The sequence below is a fragment of the Vagococcus allomyrinae genome (assembly GCF_017829975.1).
Lineage (GTDB): Bacteria > Bacillota > Bacilli > Lactobacillales > Vagococcaceae > Vagococcus_D > Vagococcus_D allomyrinae.
The window spans coordinates 26,079-46,311 of record NZ_JAEEGA010000006.1 but is presented as its reverse complement, the minus strand read 5'-3'; the positions used below and the strand labels follow the sequence as shown (position 1 = coordinate 46,311).

Below are 20,233 nucleotides of genomic sequence, written 5' to 3'. Positions count from 1 at the left end.
CTTTTCCTATTCTTTAACGGCTCCTGCCATCATTCCTGAAATAAAGTATTTTTGAAGCAATGGATAAATCATTAAAATTGGCACTGTTGTAATGACAATCGTCGCCAACTGAACGCCCTTACTACTTGTTTGAACCAATAAATCCACGCCACCCTGAAAATCCAAGGCCTTGGTTTGCGACTCGACGATGATTTCATAAATTTTCATCTGTAGTGGATACAAATTTTTATCTGAAATATACATTTTTGCAGTCATAAAGTCATTCCATTGTGACACCCCACTAAAGAGGGTAATGGTAGCCAGTGCCGGTTTTGATAACGGTAAGAAAATCCGTGTAAAGACGGTCCAATCATTGGCACCATCAATTTTAGCCGATTCTTCCAAAGAAGCTGGTACATCACGGAAAAAGTTCATCAAGATGATGACGTCATAATAACTTAACAAACCTGGGATGATGTAAACCCAGAAATTATTCAGTAAGCCTAATGATTTAATCAACAAATACATCGGAATCATGCCGCCTCCAAAATACATGGTGAAGACTCCAAACTTCGTATAAAAACCACGACCAACTAAGTTGCGTTTGCTTAAGCCATAAGCAACCATGGCACAAAAGATAACATGTGTCCCGGCACCTAGAACGGTTTTACTAACGGAGATAAAGAAGGCTCGCCAAATGCTTTCGTCGGCAAAGACTTTTTGATAATTTTGTAAGGTAAACCCTTTAGGCCATAAGGCGACACCGCCTTCTGCCATCCCAGGACCAGAGCTAACAGACATGACTAACACGTTCCAAATTGGCACGATAATGATTAAAGTGAAAATAACTAGCAAGGTCACATTGATGGCATTAAAGACACGCCCATCTTTGACTTTGGCACTCGCTTTTCTTGGTGCTGCTTCCATATGTTAAGCTCCTCCCTATAAGATAACAGATTGGTTATCGTTCATTTTTTTCGTTAAAAAGTTCGTAATGATCAGCAAGATAATCGAAACGATTGAAATTCCTAAGCCAACAGCCGTTGCGTATGAGAAATCCCCTTGAGTCAGACCCATTCGATAAACATAAGAGTTAATGACTTCTGATCTTGATGAGTTCTGTGAATTCATTAATACTAAGGTTTGATCTAAGTTAGAACCAAGTAAACCACTGATGTTTAATATTAAATTAAGTGAAATAATCGGTGTTAACATGGGAATCGTAATGTTCTTGATCTGACTAATTTTATTCGCCCCATCAATTTTTGCTGCTTCATAATAAGTTGGGTCTATTTTTGACATGGTCGCCAAGTAAAGGATCGTTCCCCAACCAGCTTCTTTCCAAATGTCTGATAGAACCGCAATCATCCAATACTTATCAGCGTCTAGTAAATGGTTGCTGCCCTTTTCTATCATGCCGATCGCCATTAACATTTGGTTGAATAAACCGTTGGTAGATAACCATGAAATCAACATTCCCCCTAAAATTATCCATGAGAGAAAGTGAGGCAAGTAAGAAACAGTTTGCACAATTTTCTTAAAGGGCCCAGCTTTGACTTCGAAAATCATAATGGCTAAAAAGATTGGGATAAAGAAGCCAATGGCTAATTTTAGTAAGCTAATCCCTAAGGTATTAACCACGGCCTCCCAAAAGTATTTATCCCCTAAAATAATTCTAAAATTTTCCAACCCAACCCAAGGGGCAGTTGCCATTGAGTCAATCACGGTATAATGTTTAAAGGCGATGACTAAGCCATACATCGGAATGTAAGAAAAGACAAACAGGAATAAGATCCCCGGTAATACCATGGACTGCAATTGCCATTGACTAAGGAAAAGCTCATAGCGCTCTTTAAAACTTTTCTTTGTTTTGACTGCTGATTTTTTCATAACGACTCCTTCCATTGATTTACGTTTTATCGAAACGTTTCTATACGATGATAATATCACATATCGCAACCGTTTTCAATCGTTCTTTAATATTTTTTTATTTTTTTCCAGCTAACAAATTAGCCTCACTTACTTTACTAATAGCCACTTTTAAAATCAAAAAAAACACAATTGAACAAATCACCTTGGTTTCTTTTGTTATTTTTTCATAAAACACTCATTAAAAAATTGGTTCTTTTAACTAAATCATCGTTGACTACTTATGAAGCCTTAAGCAGAGACGATTGAAACACAATCGCTCCGCTTAATTCCTCACTCATCGCTATTTGCTGTATTCAATCCTCGTCTTTTGGCCCGGTTTTTGGTAACCAGCCAAGTCTTCCTGACTGATGATGACACCACCTTGACGATAGCGATTAGCTGTCCGTTTAAGGGAAGCCGTGTCAACCTTTTGACCATTGATCGTCAAGCTTGAGGCCTCGCCTTGACCGTAAACAATCGTTAGAGGCTGTCCTAAGAAAGCAAACTCGAACGTCACCGTGCCTAAATCGGCAGCAATCACAGGGTCAATCACCAATTGTTGGTTTTCAACTCGAATCCCTAACAGGTTACTGATCAATTGATTGATATAAATCCCTGGCCCACTTGAATAAATACGCCAGCCACCTTTCACTGCTCGCTGGCCTGTTTGCAACTCTTTAAAACCAGCCGCTGCTTCGTAGCGAGTGTTAAACTTGCCATCGGAACTACTGAAGTAAGCATTGCTTTGACGGATTTCCGCATTCGGCACATAATCTTGAATCAAGATTGGGTTAATCACCGATAAGGCTTGCCACATCTCTTCAGCGTGACCTAATTTCGCCATCGCTTCACTGTAACGAATATGAGCATGGACATACTGTAACCCAACTTCACGCCCAAAGTTAGCCGCTTGTTCTGCCCGTTTGAAATACGTGCTGACGCCACCATCGTAATTCGCTGGTTGACTCATCAAGTGTACCCCATCTGGGAACAATAAGTTGTCATTGATAACTTGCAAATGACGGTCAACTTCTGCTGCTGTAAATAACTCGCTGATCATGCTGCGAGTCATTGGCAAGAGGCGATAGTCAATACCGGTTTTAGTATCATGGGGGTGAACAATATAGTCAAAGGTGTCATTTTCTTGCAAAATAAATCCTGGTAAAATACCATCTTTCAGCATGTATTGACGGTAATCAGCGCCAACATTCTCGGCTAATTTAGCTAAGTAAGCCGCTCTTTTTGGTAGTTTTTCCGCAATTGCTTGACTGAAGTTCCGCAAGGTTTGATAGGTTAAGGCCACGGTCCAGGTGCTGGCCATGTCTTCTTTCAAACGACTATCAAAGGGTTGCAAGGTATCGTCCCAATCGCCATCGCCATAACAAGACAAATAGGTATTAGGCAAGAAGTTATCTTCAATGTAGCTAATTTCCCGCTCCACATGCTCCATTAATGTGTATGTTTCTTTGGTAAAGGTCTTCGTTTGATAATTCATATAAGGAATTTTTTCATCTAAAATACTATAGTCATTTGTCGTATGTAAGTAGTCAGCCACGACTTTTAGTGGCCAAACGATGATGTCGCCATGACTTTCGCCTGCTGTAATTTCAGCAAATTCATCAAACATAAACCACTGGGGCCAATTGCCCGTCTCTTCAAACTGATGAGAGAAAAGAATTAACAGGATGTTTTTCACCACATCGTAGTTTTGCGTGGCCAAGAAAAATTCAACTGGTCCTTGACAAACATCACGGGTGCCCCAAGCCGCTCCACCAAACTGTTCCAAACCATGAGGGACAAGATAGTGAACCAACATATTGTGAGTATACCAATTGATGACCGTATTGAAACGTTCCACTTCGATCGCTTTTTGGCTAACACTACTGCTGAGATTAAACTGATTGTTCAGCTGCTTGATGTAAGCTTGATAATCTGCTTTAGCCTCAGTAAACCCTTGGTTAGCAGTGATCAATTCACCAGTTAAACTCCCTTGAACGGTCATGTTCAAGTCTTTAACGTCTTTAAACTCAATCGTTACCAAGTTAAGATCAACTAACTGACGATCTGTCGCCTCAGTGAACCAAACCTGATTATCAATCGCTTGTCCACTAGCTGACCAGGCCAACTGATACGCCAATTTAGGGTACTTAGCAAAGGCTAAGGAGTGATTGTTCGGACGAGCAATCACGTGCTTAAGGTCGTATGTTAGTTCTGGCTTATTGGCTGTTTGAACATCGTCACAGATAACCTCTTGGGTCACAAGAATATCATATGATTGCTGCCTCTTCGACGTGACAGTTAGTTCGATTTCTGGCGCCTCGGTCATGGAATAAACCACGACTTCCAACTGATCGTCAGCAAATTTATACACCCATTTCGAGTAGTTAAAGCCGACTTCGTATAAGGATGGCATGCCTAACAGTTGATAAATCCCTTGGTTTTTCAGATAAATCCGTTGGCCTGTTGCCTTGAAAAAGTTCAATGGGTTCCGAACATTGCTAATAAATTTATTCATTGATGTATTGCCTAAAACAACTTGTGCTTGGAAGGCACCATACATATATGAAGTTGAGGTCAAGACTTCTTCCCGAGCATCAACTTGTTTACCACTCATAATGATGTGGCCATGAGACCGTTCGACTTGCATTTCTTTCCCTTGTAAAACAATGTGCTCATCGTTTTCACCAAAGAAAGAAAGTAAACCATCTTCCGCCACTTCTTCAAGTTTGCGGTTTGGATAAAGATCAGCGATTTCCCTTGCTTCTAATGGCAATCCGTTGATGATTTTAAAGGCCTCCGCAGAACGTTTGGTTTGTTTAACGGCAGATGTTGCTGTTTTAGCTTGTCGAATCGTTTCGTAAATAGCCATGACTTGCTCTTGATGCTCCAGCTCTGAAATCTTATCTGCGTGATTTTCAGCCGCCACCCCGTAGAAATTAATATGGGCCTGACCGTTTAAGGTAATCTCTTGGCTTTGTAAAGCAATATAACCCATTTCATATTGATAAATTTCATCTGCTAAGGTTCTTTCTGCTAGCACACTTGGTTGATTGGTCATCTTAAAGGCTTTACCAAAAAATTGATAACCATCTGTTGAAAAATGCGCGGCACCTGTTAAAGATCCTAGTTGTAGATATGGGAAAAAACCGCCTTGATCTTGATTTTGACGAGCACAAACCACTTTCCCGTGGTTCCCATCAAAGACTTTATAATCAACGTATTGAGAGATATAGGCTTCATTTGCTAAAAGGGAATCGACTGTTGCTAAGCCGATATCTTGCCCTAAAATCACATCAACTTTTTGACCGTCCCCTTCAAGTTGAACATCCCAAAACCAGGTATTATCCATCCCGAGTGTAAATGTCACGAGATAGGTAACGCCGGCGACTTCCCCTTGCCAGGTAGCTTGGTTGTCGCCAATTGCAAACTCACTCTGAGAGCGGACACCGATCAAAGGGTAATGACTGATTTGATTGCCCTCTTTCATTCGCAAATACAGATTGGTCATGGAACCATCTAAAAGATTACCTTTGACCTGATTAAGCTGGGCTCGGCCAATGGTTGCTTGACCTAAATCACCTGTGGTTAAAAATTGAAAAGAAGTTAACCCTTCTTTTAAGCATAATTCGCTCATCTTATTCTCCTTCTTTGTCAGCGACTGAGACGTTTTCTGTCTAAGTCGCTGACACTTCTTTATAATGTAATACGTGTCGTTAAAACTGACTCGCTATGGCTACCGACCATCACTTCAAACTCACCGTGATCAGGGTAACGTTTTTTATCGTGATGCACATATCCTAGCTCTGCAAAGGTAAAGGAATGAGTTACCACTCGCTCTTCGCCGGCTTGTAGTTCAACTGTGTCAAAACCTTTGAGTTCTTTCATCGGACGCACTACTTGTCCGACAATATCACGAAGGTACCACTGAACAATTTCAGTTCCCGCTGTTTGACCGGTGTTCTTGACCCTTACTTGGCAAGTGATCACAGGTTCTGCGCCGGCTTCTACCGCAACCTTAAAGTGATCATAGCCGAATGTCGTATAAGTTAAACCATAACCAAATGGGTAAAGTGGGGTGTTTGGCACATCTAAGTATTTTGACACGTATTTATTACCAAGATCATCAAAGTTAATCGGACGCCCTGTATTAAAGTGGTTGTAATACACCGGAATTTGACCAACATTTCGTGGGAAACTCATGGTTAAACGAGCTTTTGGCGCCACTTTACCGTAAAGGATATTCAATAAGGCTGTTGCCCCTTTTGTTCCTGGGAACCAAGCTTCAACTAAACCAGTCACTTTTTCACTGACAGCTGATAAATCAAGGGGACGACCGTTAAAGCTCACGACAATAACTGGTTTGCCGACAGATAAAATCTCATCCCAAAAGGCCAATTGCGCTTCTGGAAGTTGAATGCTTGTGCGACTGCTCGCCTCACCACTCATCTGTGACGTTTCGCCTAATAAGACTACTACTTTGTCGGCATTTTTAGCTACTGCTTTGGCTGCCGCCAATTCTTCAGCCGTGACTGAGAAGACATCTGCCACTGGACTAATTGTGACCTTTGCTGTTGGGTAATCAGTCCCTAAGACATCGGCTACTGAAGCCGTTTCGCTGATTTCACCTTTCCAACTCCACGTTCCTAAAATGTCAGAACTAGTGGCAAAAGGTCCGACGAATGCGACTTTTTCACTTGTAGCTAACGGCAATACATTATTTTTATTTTCTAATAAGACAATCGACTCTTCCGCCGCTTTAAGCGCCACTTGTTGATGTTCTGCTGAATAGACAACAGCCGCTTCTTTCACGGCATCCGCTGAACGGTAAGGATTTTCAAACAAGCCTAAGTCGTTTTTCAATTCTAAAATACGCAACACCGCTTCGTCTAACAACCCTTCATCGACTTCTTTAGCGGAGATTAACTCTTCGACGAATTGATGGTAACAGAAGGTCATCATTTCAATGTCGACACCAGCTTTTAAGGATTGTTTAGCCACATCACGGTGATCTTCAGCTACCCCGTGGTTAATGGCTTCCATCATCGCTGCCCAATCTGAAATCAAGACACCTTCAAATTTGAATTCGTCTCTTAAAATTTGGCGGTTTAAATACGTATTTACAGTGGCCGGAACCCCGTCAATGGTGTTAAATGAAGTCATGACTAACTTACTGCCAGCATTGATCGCCGCTTGGTAAGAAGGTAAGTAATTTTCACGCAATTCCCGATCAGACATGTTGACTGTGTTGTATTCACGGCCACCTTCTGGCGCACCATAAGCCGCAAAATGTTTAACACAGGCTGCAATATGATCCGCATTATTGATCAGGTCGTTGGCTGGCCCTTGGTAGCCTTGAACCACACTTTCCGCGTAGAGACAGTTCAATAATGGATCTTCACCCGTTGATTCCATCACACGCCCCCAACGAGGGTCACGCACTAAGTCGACCATTGGCGAGAACGTCACATGCAAGCCTGAGACAGCTGATTCCTTAGCCGCAACGGCCGCTGTTTCTTTCACTAGCTCAGGATTCCAACTAGTTGCTAATCCTAATGGAATTGGGAAAATCGTCCGATAACCGTGAACAATATCTGCCATAAATAATAGGGGAATGTGTAGGCGGTTATTTTCTAAATATTTCTTTTGAACCGCATTCGTATCAGTTGCCCCAGATAAACCTAAAACTGAACCTGAGTTTTTCAAATCGTCTTCAGACAATAAGTTATTACTTAATGGTCCAGTGATTTCTGCAGAATCGTTGGTATAAAAATCGCCTGTGACTTGTTGTAATTGACCAATCTTCTCGGCAAGGGTCATTTCCCCCAGCAATGCTTGTAAGTCATTTTGCTTCATAATAAAAAGTCCTCCCATTTGTCGAAACGTTTCGATTTATAAATTCATTATAACCAGAATTCAGCAAAATGCAAGCGTTTTTCAATAATTTCTCACTCTCTATTTGCCAACTTTTAAAAAAAACAGCGCCATCACAAGCTTTTGATTCAAAAAAAGATGACCCTTTTTCTGGATCATCTTCCTTCAGCTATTTTTCCAAATAATTCAAAGCATCTTGCACCGTCTTCACTGGCACGATTTTCATTTTTGTATCAATCTTCTTGGCTGCTTCAACAGCCTCTTCATAGTTAGTCTGACTGCCCTCAATCGGTTCATTTGGAGCGAAGAAGATCGTTGCTCCTTCACTATCAGCCGCCACCACTTTTTTGTCAATGCCACCAATGCTACCGACAGAACCATCTTCATTGATCGTGCCTGTTCCCGCTATCTCACGGCCCTTCCGCAAGTCTTTGCCTGATAATAAATCATATAACTCAAGGGTAAACATCAAGCCAGCAGACGGGCCTCCAATGTCCTCTGTGTGAATAACCACATCACGATCTGTTTGAAGCTCAGTTGAATCTGTCAGAGTAATACCAATCCCTGGCCGATCTTCTTCGTCTTTGACCTTTAACGTCATCAGTTTCCCTTTAGCTTCAGCTTCTTGGCCATCTCGCTCATAGGTAACTGTGACCACGTCACCAACTTTTTTACTCTTGACATAATCCATAAACTCTTTGGCACTTTCAAAGGTCTGATTGTCCACTTTTGTGACGATATCTCCTGTCTCCAGCTTCCCCTTAAAATCTGAGGTATCTGACACGTTCATCACATAGACCCCTTTAAACGCAAATTTATAAGGCTCTCCGGCTAATTCCAACGCAACCTTCTTGGCCATATTTTCAGAAGAAGTCATTTGCAACTTTGTCAGTTTATCGTACTCTTCATCGGTACTATCGCCCATCAGATCTTGCTGACTGATCACATCCTGAAACGGTAAAAACTTGGCAGTGATCAAACTAGCTAGGGTACCACGCCGAATCCCAACGGTAGTCAACATAAAAGAACCGTCGTTTTTATTGCGTTTATCATCAACAGACACAAAGTCTCGAACATTTTCAGCTGAACCTGGGACCTCAATATAATAAGGCAAAGGAACAATAACACTAGCTACAACTAAAATTGACAACAGGATGACTAATCCATATTTTATGATATCCTTTTTATTACGACTCATCTATCATCACACTCATCTTCTCTATTAGTTACGGTATTTTTCAACAATCGCTTGATTGACACAGGGTGGCACAAAGCTTGAAACATCTCCCTGAAATTTGGCAATCTCTTTAATAATGCTCGAACTGACATTACTGTATTTTTCATCTGCCAATAAAAAAACAGTCTCAACCTTGCTGTTTAATTTAGCATTCATAAAGGCAATATTTTTTTCATACTCGTAATCCGTAATATTGCGGATCCCACGGATTAAAAATTTGGCACCAAGTTTATCCGCAATATCGACGGTCAAGCCTTCTGATTGAGCCATGATTCGCACGTTTACGAGCGTTTCCGTCGCCTCTTCCGCTAACGTCACTTTTTCGTCGATTGTGAACAAACTTTTTTTAGTTGTATTGGTAAAGATCCCAACGATGACTTCATCAAAGAGCTCAGCTGCACGTTCAACGGTGTTCAAATGACCACTTGTAAAAGGATCAAAACTTCCTGGAAATAAAGCAATTTTTTTCATTTTACTCTACCTTTCATAAATGACAACTTCCGTGCCACCATAATTTTGGCGTTTCCAAAGGCTTAAACCTGAGATATCATCAGGCAACGCCACGCTTTTGTCAGTTTCACATATCAGCAACGCTTCTGCCTTCACCAAACCAAGGGAGAGCATTTTTTCTATCTGAACAACAATCTCTTGTTGGGCATAGGGTGGGTCCAAAAAGAGATAATCAAATGACTGGCCCTCCTTTGCTAAGCGTTCTAATACACGATTGGCGTCTCCTTTGATTACCGTAAACTTGTCGGGCTCTTTGGTAATAGCAATATTTTCTTTGATAACTGAAATGGCTTGATAGCTTTTATCCACGCAGACAGCATGTTGACAACCACGAGAAATAGCCTCAATCGCCAAGCCTCCACTACCTGCAAATAAATCTAACACCTTCCCCCCATCGAAAAAGGGGCCTATTCGGTTAAAAATGGATTCTTTTACTTTATCTGTCGTTGGCCTAGTATTATCTCCAGGTAAAGATTTTAAACGGCGTCCACCATACTCTCCAGATACAACTCTCATTTCTCACTCAACTTTCTCTAGCTCTTTGCTTACCTATGGGATAGCCCTTACGCTAACAATTGATTAGTAGCAGTTAGGCATCAATAGCTGACTATTTACACAACGCTTATATTATACCAATATTATGGCAAAATTATACGAAAAAAGCATGAAATTTCTCACTAACTTATGAGTTTTTCAGCAAGTTAGTGAGAATGATTCATGCTTATACTTCTTCAACCAAAGTAATCGTTGCCGATAATTCTTCGATTTCAAAGCCGTCATCTTCTTTTAAAGCTTCATCAGTGCCAACGCGCTTCCCAAAGTCCATGGCAATATCTGGACGGTAAGAACGTTCTACGCTTCGGACAAAATGCAATTTATTTAACGCCTCAACGTTTTTCTCTACCTCAATCTCATCCATGTAAATCACCACATACTTCATTTTTCGCGACACATGAGAAATTGTTCCATAACGTTTTAGCACTTTCAATTGACGTAAACTATAGACCCAAACGATCAATGATCGTCTTGGAATCACTTTAAACGTTAAACTTTTTTCAATAATATTATCCGACACTACAACTACCTCCGCATCCTTTATCAGCAAACTCGAAAAATGGGTTGCCAGCATCTATCTTGATGTCTTTCGAGACACTTTGTGCAATACCATAGGTCACTCGATCCAAAACCTCTTGTAACTCTCGCTCGCTGACACGAAAGGCTGACACATGTTCATCCATATCTAGCTGACGTTTTTCTTGTCGCAATTTACGACGCTTCTCCGTATAATCTGGAGCATGTTTACCGTATGCTTCAATCCGTTCATACGCTTCTCGAGCCTTGATAAATTCCTGTTCTTTGACTTTCGTTTTTAGATCATTTTCAATTGAAAAACGATTGTGTAGGTGTTCTGTCGCCTGTGGACTACTAATAATTTTTTGACACAATTCCAACACACAATCTTCTATTTCAAAGACTTCTTCAGTATAAATCATTTAGTATCCTCCCTTCACAAACCTTAGTCGAAATCAATTCCCCTCGCCACTTTGCGCAGGAGTCGATTCTTCAACACTTTCCACTACAGAACTGCTTTCCGGATCTTTTGTGGTGGTGTTAACAGTGTCTAGCGGGCGCTCCGAAAAAACGAATAAGACTGCATCCCGATAAAAGGCTATGCCAACTTCCCGATCCTTTTTATGAGTAAATTGCGATTGACTTAGGGCTTCACTGTACCAAGTCATCATCAAAAAAGGTACATCATAGCTTGGGGTATATAAAATCCCATGAAGATCTTTAGCGTTGACCCCATCGGCTTCCAACACTTTGGTAAATTCCTCAGTGGTCAAGCGAAAGGGCTGATTAAACTCATAACGATTCTCATGAGCTTGCCACTCCACTAAACGCTCTTTGCTCAGGATCTTTCCAGGATCGTTCATAAACCGCGTCAAAGCTTTCTGCGTTGCTTCTGTTAAGTCTTTGGGATAATCGTAAGGCTCATATTTTCCTCGTTGTCGCAGAATGGTTAAAATTGACTGGAGCTGTCGCTGACTATCTGAATTAACCAATTGCCAATCCGTCTCCTCGTCCACGACTTTATCAGTCAATTCCCCTTCATTCAATTGGTAGGGCATCAAGCGCAGTAAAGTAGACTTATTAAGGTATCTAACCCCTATTAGTTTACCTGTTTCCTGGGTTAAATGCAAAATCGCAAAACTGCCATTATCAAAGGCCACTAAAGGACGGTAGTTCATGTCTTCTTCACTTAACTCAATGCGATAATTGACTTCTTTTTTATCGAAATCGAAATTGGGATAGATTGTAGTAATCTCCGAAATATCTGATAAATCCATTCCCACTTCAAAAGGATCATTTAACAACTCGTCGCCCAAAGCAAAGATCGACGCTATTTTATTATTTTTAACAGCCACTTGCAAATAATCGTGTTGGTTCTCACCTAAGATCCACCAATCATAGCCTAGTGCTGTTTGTTGAATTTCAATCGGTTCGCCGTAAACCTTCGTAAATTCCTCAGTTGGTTGATCGATGTACTGAGCAAAGCCGGTCGCATTCAGTTCCCCATAAGGAAAAGACGTGTGCGACACTGTCACATCCGTCTTTTCCTCTGTTAGAGCTGGTGTGTTACTTTCCTCTTTAGGGAAAATGACTGGGAGGGCATAGGCTAAAATCATGAAACCCAGGAACAACAGTACAAATTGACCAAAACGTTTCATAAAAGCCCTCCTTTCACTTAAAGTTCCCAGTGGAATAGTCTATTTAGCGGCCATTTCAACTAGTAAATCACCGGATAAGATCGGTTCGCCGTTACTAACGTGGACAGTCATTACGGTTCCTTCAAATGGTGCTTGAATGGTGGTTTCCATCTTCATCGCTTCTGTTACTAAGAGTGGGTCACCTTTTTGGACCTTGTCGCCACTTTTCACTAAAACTTCTAAGACTGAGCCTGACATGGTTGCGCCAACGTGTTCACGTTTGGTCGGTTCTGCTTTTTGTTTTAAGGTCACAAGTGATTTGATGTTGCTGTCTTTAACAATGATCTCACGACGCTGACCATTAAAGGTGAAGAATAAGATTCGTTTACCTTCGAGGTTGGGTTCGCCAATTTGATCTAGAGTGATAATTAAAGTCTTGCCTTTTTCAATTTCCAAATGGACGGTCTCGTTTGGACGCATACCGTAGAAGAATGTCGGCGTGTCCAGTAAAGTAACATTGCCAAATTCATTGTGCATCTTCGTGTAATCCAAGAAAACTTGGGGGTACATTAAATAGCTCAAAACATCTTCATGGCTTGGTTCTGCTCCAATCAATGCGGCTAATTCGGCTTTAACCTCTTCAAAATTAACAGGGGCGGCTAAGGAGCCTGGTCGAACTTCAATTGATGGTTTCCCTTTTAAGACCAAGGCTTTTAATTTCTCAGGGAAGCCACCTGTTGGTTGACCTAAATCGCCTTTGAACAAGCTGACAACTGATTCAGGGAAGTTTAAGTCCTCGCCTTTTTCATAAACATCTTCTTCTGTCAATTCGTTTTGGACCATAAATAAGGCCATGTCTCCCACTACTTTTGATGAAGGCGTCACTTTCACGATATCCCCAAACATCTGGTTAACCGTTGCATACATTTTCTTAACATCTTCCCATTTCTCGCCTAAGCCAACTGCTTTCGCTTGTTGTTGTAAGTTAGAATATTGACCACCAGGCATTTCATGAGAATAAACTTCAGTTTGCGGTGCGCTAATACCATTTTCAAATGAATGATAAAAGGCGCGAGCACTTTCCCAATAATGATTTAACTTTTGAACGTTGTCAATGTTAATATCCGGTGTCCGTTCTCCATTGACCAAGGCATAATACAAACTGCTGATACTTGGTTGGCTGGTTGAACTACTCATGGCGCTGATGGCCACATCGACAATATCGACGCCGGCTTTGGTTGCCGCGGAGTAAGTGATAATGCCGTTACCACTAGTATCATGGGTGTGTAAGTGAATTGGCACATCAACGGTTGCTTTTAATTCACTGATTAAGCGGTAAGCCGCTTGTGGTTTTAACAAGCCTGCCATGTCTTTAATGGCAATAATATGAGCCCCTAAACGTTGTAATTCCAAGGCCATATCTTTGTAGTATTGTACGTTGTACTTGGCGCGACTTGGGTCATTGATGTCCCCGGTATAACAGATGGCTGCCTCGGCAATTTTACCTGAATCGCGAACATACTGAATGCTTTTTTCCATTTGTGGCAGCCAGTTTAGACTATCAAAAATACGGAAAACGTCAATTCCCTGACGAGCGGATTCTTTAATAAATTCTTCAATCACATTATCAGGATAGTTTTGATAGCCGACAGCATTAGAACCACGGAATAACATTTGCAACAAGGTATTAGGCATTTTCTCACGCAATTTACGGAGACGAACCCATGGATCCTCGCTGAGGAAACGATAGGCTACGTCGAAAGTTGCCCCGCCCCACATCTCGCTTGAGAACAACTCTGGAATAGCTTCTTCGGTATAACGAGCGATCTTGTTAATATCCCGCGTTCTCACACGAGTGGCTAATAAGCTTTGGTGAGCGTCACGGAAGGTAGTATCCGTTAAAAGGACATTTTCCTGACGTTCGATCCATTTGACTACACCATCAGCGCCTTCAGAATCAAGGATGTTTTTAGCGGTAATCAATTCTTTTTTTACTAGATTTGTTGGTAGTTTAGGTTTATCAAAAAACTGTTTAACTTCTTTCCCAACACCTGGGAAACCATTAACCGTCACTTCACCGATGTATTTCAGTGTTTTATTTCCAGCATCCCGTAACTCAGGGAAATCAAATAACTCAGGCGTATTGTCAATAAAGGTCGTCTCAGCTTGGCCCGACTTAAAGCGTGGGTGATTAATCACGTTGAACAAGAATGCCACGTTGGTTTTAACCCCGCGAATTCTAAACTCTTTTAAGGCGCGGTTCATCCGATTAACACTCTTTTCAAAATCTGTGCCAAAGGTACAAACTTTAACTAACAATGAATCAAAATAAGGGGTCACACTTGAGCCCACATACGCATTACCAATATCCAAACGAACGCCTAAACCACCTGGCGAGCGATAGGTATCAATGGTACCTGTATCTGGCATAAAGTCGTTTAATGGGTCTTCTGTTGTAATCCGACACTGAATCGCCGTTCCTCTTAATTGAATATCTTGTTGTTGGGGGATCATGATGTCTTTATGAATGTCTTGACCATCAGCAATTAAAATTTGGCTGACAACGATGTCAATATCCGTCACTAACTCGGTAATCGTATGCTCTACTTGAACCCGTGGGTTAACTTCGATAAAGTAGAAATTGTCCCCTTCGACTAAAAATTCAACCGTTCCAGCATTGATGTAACCAACATGTTTCATCAACTGAACTGCCGCTCCGCAAATGCGTTCACGGAAAGCATCGGTCATGGCAACACAAGGTGCTACCTCCACGACTTTTTGATGACGTCGTTGAACCGAACAATCACGTTCAAATAGATGAATGACATTCCCGTGAGTGTCCCCTAAAATTTGAACTTCAATATGTTTAGGGTTTGATATGTATTTTTCAACATAAACTTCATCGCTACCAAACGCCGCTTTGGCTTCACTTTTCGCTCGTTCATACCCATCTTTAGCTTCTGCCGCTGAGTGGGCCACCCGCATGCCGCGGCCACCACCACCAAGGGCGGCTTTAATCATCACTGGATAACCAAATTCATCACCAAAAGCTAAAACATCTTCCACAGATGAGACAGGGCCATCTGTCCCAGGAATCGATGAAATACCTGCTGCAATAGCCGCTTCTTTGGCTTTGATTTTATCACCAAAAATATCTAAATGATGAGTTGAGGGACCAATAAAAATAATGCCCTCTTCTTCACAACGTTTCGCAAATTGTAAATTCTCAGATAAAAACCCATATCCAGGGTGAATAGCGTCGGCTCCCGATTCCTTGGCTACTTCCAAAATCCCCTCAATATCTAAATAAGCATCAATTGGTTTTTTCCCTTTGCCCACTTGATAGGCTTCATCTGCTTTAAAGCGATGCATTGACCCTTCATCTTCTTCGGCATAAATACCGACTGTGCGAATATTTAATTCAGTACACGCACGAAATACACGAATGGCAATCTCGCCACGATTTGCTACTAAGACTTTTTCCATACTAGTTCCCACCTTTTCTTCATTTACATTAATCTATCGGCAATTGGACCAAATCAGCTTGTTGTTGCAGCTGTAATTGATGCCGTTTGCGCAGTTCATCAGCCCGAATATTAAGCACAAATCCTATACTGATGGATAAAGTTAACAAACTTGATCCTCCCTGACTTAGGAAGGGGAATGTCACTCCTGTTAGCGGGATAATCCCGGTAATCCCACCAACGTTAACAAATGTTTGAATTAGCAACATACCGCCAATCCCAATACACATCAAGGAATTAAATGGGGTTGAGGCACGAATGCCTACCATAATAATTCGCAAGATTAAAAATAATAATAATCCTAATAAAAGAATCGCCACGATTAAGCCTAATTCTTCTATAATGATTGAAAACATAAAATCTGAATGGGCTTCTGGTAAGAAGCCTTTTTTCTGGATGCTGTTGCCTAACCCTTGACCGAACCAGCCACCATGATAGATGGCATAATACGAGTTCACCATCTGATGCCCACTACTATAGACAAAATCAAAAGGGTTCTTAAAAGAGGCAAAGCGGTCATAGACATGACTAAAACTGCTTGGGTACCAACTTTTAGGAATTAACCCAATCAGCTCAATGCCGATAACACTTAGGGCAATGCCACCACCACCTATGACCAATGAATAGACATAACTGATACCGCTAGCAAGCACCATTACTAACAAAATCAAAACTAAGATAGCAGCGCCCCCGGTATCAGGTTGAATTAAGACCAAGCCGATTAAAAATCCGACTAACAGTAGCGGTCTTAACGTTGCTTCTTTAAAATCCTTGACGATCCCTTCTTGGCGCCTAGCAAAAATATAAGCCAAATACCAGATAATCATGATCTTCAAAAATTCCGCTGGCTGGATGCCAATGGGGCCAACATACAACCAACCATAGGCTCCATTTATTTCCGTCCCAATCAGTCGCGTTAAAATCAAGAGCGAACCGATGATTGAAATGGCAAACATGATAAATTGTTTGTTTTGATAGACCCCTGTTTTCATTTTATAAATCAACCAAATAGCAACTAGACCAATAAGTAAAAAGGCGGCCTGTTTTGCGCCGTCTTCCCACCAATTTTTGCCTCCTACTAATAAACGATACGAGCTGGCGCTAAATGACATGATTACTCCGGTTACTGATAAAATTAAATAGGGGATTAAAATTCCATAATCCATGTAAAATATTTTTTTAGTTTTCTTGGCCAATGGTCTCTGACCTCCTACTCCGCATTACTTTCCTTTTGTTCATCATACACATCATTGTAAACTTGATTTAGCTCTTGTTCAAGTTCAGCTAAAATCTTATCCCTTCCTTAGAGCTCATGATGCCTAATCGAACTGCGTAGTCCACTTGCCTAGAAAAGCCGTACATTTGTGTATCGACTACTTCCTCAAAAGCTTTACATTGAGCGATACATAAGTGATTACGTTGATTACTAATTAATTGTCTAATTTTTTTCGCATCCTGATCTAAAACGTCAATCGCGAACTTTTTTGAGATTTCTGTCTCCATGTTTGGCCCTCCTATCTAATTCACTTATTATAGCACAAATTGACACTTTTTTAATAGCGTAGACCACACTTTTACCCTAAAATATTCCTCATTCATTCGTCTTCTAGCGTAATATTTTACTTTTGACAGATAGAACGGGATGTTTTTTTATAAAAGCCGTTTGCTTAGTAAGTCGTTCACCTTGGCTTCGCCCCCAAATAGAGTGTATAAAAAAACCCTAGAGGATTTTCCTCCAGAGTTCAACTTAATCACAATTATTTAGCTGCTGCTAAACGTTTGTTAACTTCATCCCAGTTAACCACATTCCAAAAAGCTTTAATGTAGTCAGGACGAACGTTACTATATTTTTTATAGTAGGCGTGTTCCCACACATCTAGCCCTAAGATCGGTGTTTTACCATCTGTTAATGGAGAATCTTGGTTGGCAGTTGAAGTGATTTCAAGTTTACCGTTATTCACAACTAACCAAGCCCATCCTGAGCCAAATCGACCCGTTGCAGCCGCTGCAAATTGTTCTTTAAAGGCATCAAAGCTACCAAAAGTTTCATCGATTGCTGTTTTAACGTCTCCTGTTGGTTCGCCACCAGCATTAGGCGCCATGATTTCCCAAAAGAAACTGTGATTCGCATGTCCACCACCGTTGTTTTGAACTGCCGTACGAATATCTGCCGGTACATTAGCTAAATCTGCTACTAATTCTTCTATTGACTTGCTACCTAATTCAGGATGTTTTTCAATCGCTGCATTTAAGTTAGTCACATATGTATTGTGATGCTTATCGTGATGCAAGTGCATGGTTTCTACGTCAACATGTGGCTCTAAAGCGTCGTATGCATAAGGTAATTCTGGTAAAGTGTAAGTCATTCTAATACCTCCAATAGATAGTCTGTTGTTAATCTCAACACCTTAACTGTATCACTATTCAAAACCATAATCAAAGGAAATGCTTACTTTTTAGGTAAACTGTCGCTCCTTGTATTTCTCAACTAAAAAGTTTACAATGACGAGGATGAGGTAAAAGTCATAGACGACCACTTTCATCTCAATTAGTCAAAATCTATGGTGTCACAATGACCCATAAAAAGGAGAACACATGAGTTTATTTCAATTATTTAAATCCGCTTTTAGGCAGCCGCAAAACTTGTTATTTGCGAAGGACAAATCATTTCCCAAAACATTCTTATACTTGTTGTTGTTAAGTGTTGTGATGTTTATCCCAATTGGTATTGAAATTGAAAATGTCGTAGGAACCGTTCAAGATGACTTAAAGGCCATCACTGATCAATTACCTGATTTTGAGATCTCGGATGATCAGTTACGCACTGATCAAAAAGATGCAGGCTTTATTTATCAAACTGATTACTTAATTTTCACCTTTGATCCAGAGGGGAAACGCGAAGCCAGTGATTTGCAAAATGACCTGATCGGCAACATTATCGGAGTCGGTCTATTAAAAGATCAATTTGTTTTTGCTGTTACAGATGAAAACCTGCTGACCTCTCTGGTCCCTTCAACGTTAATGAAGATTCCCTATAAAAATATTGACAGTCAGATATTAACAAAAGAGTGGTTAACAAGTACAGCTCAGTCCTCAACTAGCGTCAGTCGTCTTGTTGTCATCTCCTTTTTAATCGCCTTATTGCCGATTGCCTTTGATTTTTTGCTCAATATTTTGATGATTAGCTTATTAGCAAATATTTTTAATCGCATGCGCCGAGGAACCATGCGCTTTTCAGAAACATTCAAAATCGTCAGCTTTTCAGCCACAATTCCGACGATCTTAACCACTTTGGCCATGGTCCTGATTCCTGCGTTTAATGCTAATTATATTTTAATGGTGTTGACTTTCTTTATTTACATGAGAGTGATTAAACCCACCTTACCAGATATGACTCGAAAAGAATAAGCGGCAAAACGAGCTAGTGACTACTGGCTCGTTTTTTTTTTAGCTAAACAAGATCGTTTCAAACTGTCAGCCCTTTTGTTACAATGACAGTAGATAAAGTTAATTCAAGGAGGAGTTTCATGAGCCAACCACTTATATTATTAATGAGAAGTATATCAGATGATTACCTCGCCTCACTAAAAGGTATCGCAGCAAACTATCGAATTATCACGGTTGAAGAGGCCACCTCCGTCAATTTGGACGACGTGGAAATCATTGTCAGTTGGCGAGATGATTTAGGCAACAAGATACTGGACTCCCCAACCAGTCGCTTAAAATGGCTTCAAGTCTATTCAGCTGGAGTGGATGATCTACCTTTGGCGAAACTAAAAGAAAAAAATATTTTATTGTCCAATGCCAGTGGTGTTCACAGTATTCCCATCAGCGAAACGGTTATTGGCATGTTGCTCAGCCACTATCGGGGATTGCGCTCGGCGATCAACAACCAAGCCCAGCAACGCTGGAACAATCGAATCACGACGACTGAACTGAATGGTCAGTCGATGTTAATTGTCGGCACTGGCGCCATTGGCCGCCAACTAGGGAAGGTAGCCACGATTCTTGGTGTCAAGGTCTATGGCATCAATCGATCAGGTTATCCTTTAAATGATTTTGACGCAACCTACCCCCAATCGGAAATTAACCATGTGTTACCTGAGATGGATATTGTTGTCAACATCTTGCCTTTAACTCCCGATACCTACCATTTTTACGATGCTAACCGTTTTAAACACATGAAAGACGGAGCAGTCTTTATCAATGTAGGACGGGGTCCATCAGTCGATACAGAGGCTCTGATTAACGCCTGTCACTCTGGAACAATTGGTTTTGCGGGAATTGATGTGTTTGAGGACGAACCCCTTGCGGAAGATCATCCCCTTTGGCAAATGGAGAATGTTTTGATCACTCCCCACATCTCTGGAAAAACAACAGAGTACAACAGACGGTTCTTTGCGATTCTTTCAGATAATCTTCAAGAATACCTGAAAACAGGTCGCTTGTTGCGAAACCAAGTTAAATTTGACCAAGGTTACTAAAAGCTCACC

The 20,233-nt window shown here is 41.0% G+C and carries 15 protein-coding genes and 1 pseudogene; 2 read left to right on the top strand and 14 right to left on the bottom strand.

Annotation, left to right across the window (positions count from 1 at the left end; genetic code table 11):
- Window positions 1-6 precede the first annotated feature (6 nt).
- From I6N95_RS10315 to I6N95_RS10250, 14 genes and pseudogenes are all read right to left on the bottom strand, one after another.
- Complete coding sequence (locus I6N95_RS10315) at window positions 7-906, bottom strand: carbohydrate ABC transporter permease (protein ID WP_209527313.1); 900 nt, start codon at window positions 904-906, stop codon at window positions 7-9.
- Between the two features lie 15 nt (window positions 907-921).
- Window positions 922-1,788 (bottom strand): ABC transporter permease, encoded by an 867-nt coding sequence (locus tag I6N95_RS10310; protein WP_245249412.1) that lies wholly within the window; start codon window positions 1,786-1,788, stop codon window positions 922-924.
- Window positions 1,789-2,191: 403 nt separating this feature from the next.
- Window positions 2,192-5,524, bottom strand: a complete 3,333-nt coding sequence (locus I6N95_RS10305; protein WP_209527309.1) for a GH36-type glycosyl hydrolase domain-containing protein — start codon at window positions 5,522-5,524, stop codon at window positions 2,192-2,194.
- A 59-nt stretch (window positions 5,525-5,583) separates the two neighbouring features.
- A complete protein-coding gene (locus tag I6N95_RS10300) occupies window positions 5,584-7,743 on the bottom strand; it encodes a glycoside hydrolase family 3 N-terminal domain-containing protein (protein WP_209527308.1) in 2,160 nt (719 codons plus the stop codon).
- 187 nt (window positions 7,744-7,930) lie between these two features.
- The gene (locus I6N95_RS10295; RefSeq protein WP_209527306.1) at window positions 7,931-8,959 is read right to left on the bottom strand and encodes a SepM family pheromone-processing serine protease; all 1,029 of its coding nucleotides are present in this window, start codon (window positions 8,957-8,959) and stop codon (window positions 7,931-7,933) included.
- 24 nt (window positions 8,960-8,983) lie between these two features.
- Window positions 8,984-9,469 carry a pantetheine-phosphate adenylyltransferase gene (gene coaD, locus I6N95_RS10290; RefSeq protein WP_209527304.1) on the bottom strand — a complete coding sequence of 162 codons (486 nt, stop codon included), beginning with the start codon at window positions 9,467-9,469 and terminating at the stop codon, window positions 8,984-8,986.
- 6 nt (window positions 9,470-9,475) lie between these two features.
- Complete coding sequence (gene rsmD / locus I6N95_RS10285; protein ID WP_209527302.1) at window positions 9,476-10,024, bottom strand: 16S rRNA (guanine(966)-N(2))-methyltransferase RsmD; 549 nt, start codon at window positions 10,022-10,024, stop codon at window positions 9,476-9,478.
- A gap of 205 nt (window positions 10,025-10,229) precedes the next feature.
- Window positions 10,230-10,583 (bottom strand): YlbG family protein, encoded by a 354-nt coding sequence (locus I6N95_RS10280; RefSeq protein ID WP_347340545.1) that lies wholly within the window; start codon window positions 10,581-10,583, stop codon window positions 10,230-10,232.
- Window positions 10,573-11,001, bottom strand: a complete 429-nt coding sequence (locus tag I6N95_RS10275) for a YlbF/YmcA family competence regulator (protein WP_209527298.1) — start codon at window positions 10,999-11,001, stop codon at window positions 10,573-10,575. Before I6N95_RS10275 ends, I6N95_RS10280 begins: the two co-directional genes overlap by 11 nt.
- Window positions 11,002-11,034: 33 nt before the next feature.
- Window positions 11,035-12,237: a CAP-associated domain-containing protein gene (locus tag I6N95_RS10270; protein ID WP_209527296.1), complete on the bottom strand. Its 1,203-nt coding sequence runs from the start codon at window positions 12,235-12,237 to the stop codon at window positions 11,035-11,037.
- Window positions 12,238-12,276: 39 nt separating this feature from the next.
- Window positions 12,277-15,702 carry a pyruvate carboxylase gene (locus I6N95_RS10265; RefSeq protein WP_209527294.1) on the bottom strand — a complete coding sequence of 1,142 codons (3,426 nt, stop codon included), beginning with the start codon at window positions 15,700-15,702 and terminating at the stop codon, window positions 12,277-12,279.
- Window positions 15,703-15,730: 28 nt separating this feature from the next.
- Window positions 15,731-16,936, bottom strand: coding sequence for an FtsW/RodA/SpoVE family cell cycle protein (locus tag I6N95_RS10260; RefSeq protein ID WP_209527292.1), 1,206 nt, complete (start codon window positions 16,934-16,936; stop codon window positions 15,731-15,733).
- 14 nt (window positions 16,937-16,950) lie between these two features.
- Window positions 16,951-17,243: pseudogene (locus tag I6N95_RS10255) on the bottom strand (Fpa/YlaN family protein).
- Window positions 17,244-17,497: 254 nt separating this feature from the next.
- Window positions 17,498-18,106, bottom strand: coding sequence for a superoxide dismutase (locus I6N95_RS10250; protein ID WP_209527290.1), 609 nt, complete (start codon window positions 18,104-18,106; stop codon window positions 17,498-17,500).
- Window positions 18,107-18,335: 229 nt separating this feature from the next.
- Here I6N95_RS10250 and I6N95_RS10245 point away from each other — a divergent pair, with 229 nt between their 5' ends.
- Together I6N95_RS10245 and I6N95_RS10240 are read left to right on the top strand one after the other, a co-directional pair.
- Window positions 18,336-19,148, top strand: coding sequence for a DUF1189 domain-containing protein (locus I6N95_RS10245; RefSeq protein ID WP_209527289.1), 813 nt, complete (start codon window positions 18,336-18,338; stop codon window positions 19,146-19,148).
- A 119-nt stretch (window positions 19,149-19,267) separates the two neighbouring features.
- Window positions 19,268-20,224: a phosphoglycerate dehydrogenase gene (locus tag I6N95_RS10240; protein WP_209527287.1), complete on the top strand. Its 957-nt coding sequence runs from the start codon at window positions 19,268-19,270 to the stop codon at window positions 20,222-20,224.
- Window positions 20,225-20,233 lie beyond the last annotated feature (9 nt).

What these genes read in the sequence shown, in the direction of transcription:
- I6N95_RS10315 (WP_209527313.1), bottom strand. Translation starts at nt 906, where the DNA reads ATGGAAGCAGCACCAAGAAAAGCGAGTGCCAAAGTCAAAGATGGGCGT.
- I6N95_RS10310 (WP_245249412.1), bottom strand. Translation starts at nt 1,788, where the DNA reads ATGGTATTACCGGGGATCTTATTCCTGTTTGTCTTTTCTTACATTCCG.
- I6N95_RS10305 (WP_209527309.1), bottom strand. Translation starts at nt 5,524, where the DNA reads ATGAGCGAATTATGCTTAAAAGAAGGGTTAACTTCTTTTCAATTTTTA.
- I6N95_RS10300 (WP_209527308.1), bottom strand. Translation starts at nt 7,743, where the DNA reads ATGAAGCAAAATGACTTACAAGCATTGCTGGGGGAAATGACCCTTGCC.
- I6N95_RS10295 (WP_209527306.1), bottom strand. Translation starts at nt 8,959, where the DNA reads ATGAGTCGTAATAAAAAGGATATCATAAAATATGGATTAGTCATCCTG.
- coaD (WP_209527304.1), bottom strand. Translation starts at nt 9,469, where the DNA reads ATGAAAAAAATTGCTTTATTTCCAGGAAGTTTTGATCCTTTTACAAGT.
- rsmD (WP_209527302.1), bottom strand. Translation starts at nt 10,024, where the DNA reads ATGAGAGTTGTATCTGGAGAGTATGGTGGACGCCGTTTAAAATCTTTA.
- I6N95_RS10275 (WP_209527298.1), bottom strand. Translation starts at nt 11,001, where the DNA reads ATGATTTATACTGAAGAAGTCTTTGAAATAGAAGATTGTGTGTTGGAA.
- I6N95_RS10270 (WP_209527296.1), bottom strand. Translation starts at nt 12,237, where the DNA reads ATGAAACGTTTTGGTCAATTTGTACTGTTGTTCCTGGGTTTCATGATT.
- I6N95_RS10265 (WP_209527294.1), bottom strand. Translation starts at nt 15,702, where the DNA reads ATGGAAAAAGTCTTAGTAGCAAATCGTGGCGAGATTGCCATTCGTGTA.
- I6N95_RS10250 (WP_209527290.1), bottom strand. Translation starts at nt 18,106, where the DNA reads ATGACTTACACTTTACCAGAATTACCTTATGCATACGACGCTTTAGAG.
- I6N95_RS10245 (WP_209527289.1), top strand. Translation starts at nt 18,336, where the DNA reads ATGAGTTTATTTCAATTATTTAAATCCGCTTTTAGGCAGCCGCAAAAC.
- I6N95_RS10240 (WP_209527287.1), top strand. Translation starts at nt 19,268, where the DNA reads ATGAGCCAACCACTTATATTATTAATGAGAAGTATATCAGATGATTAC.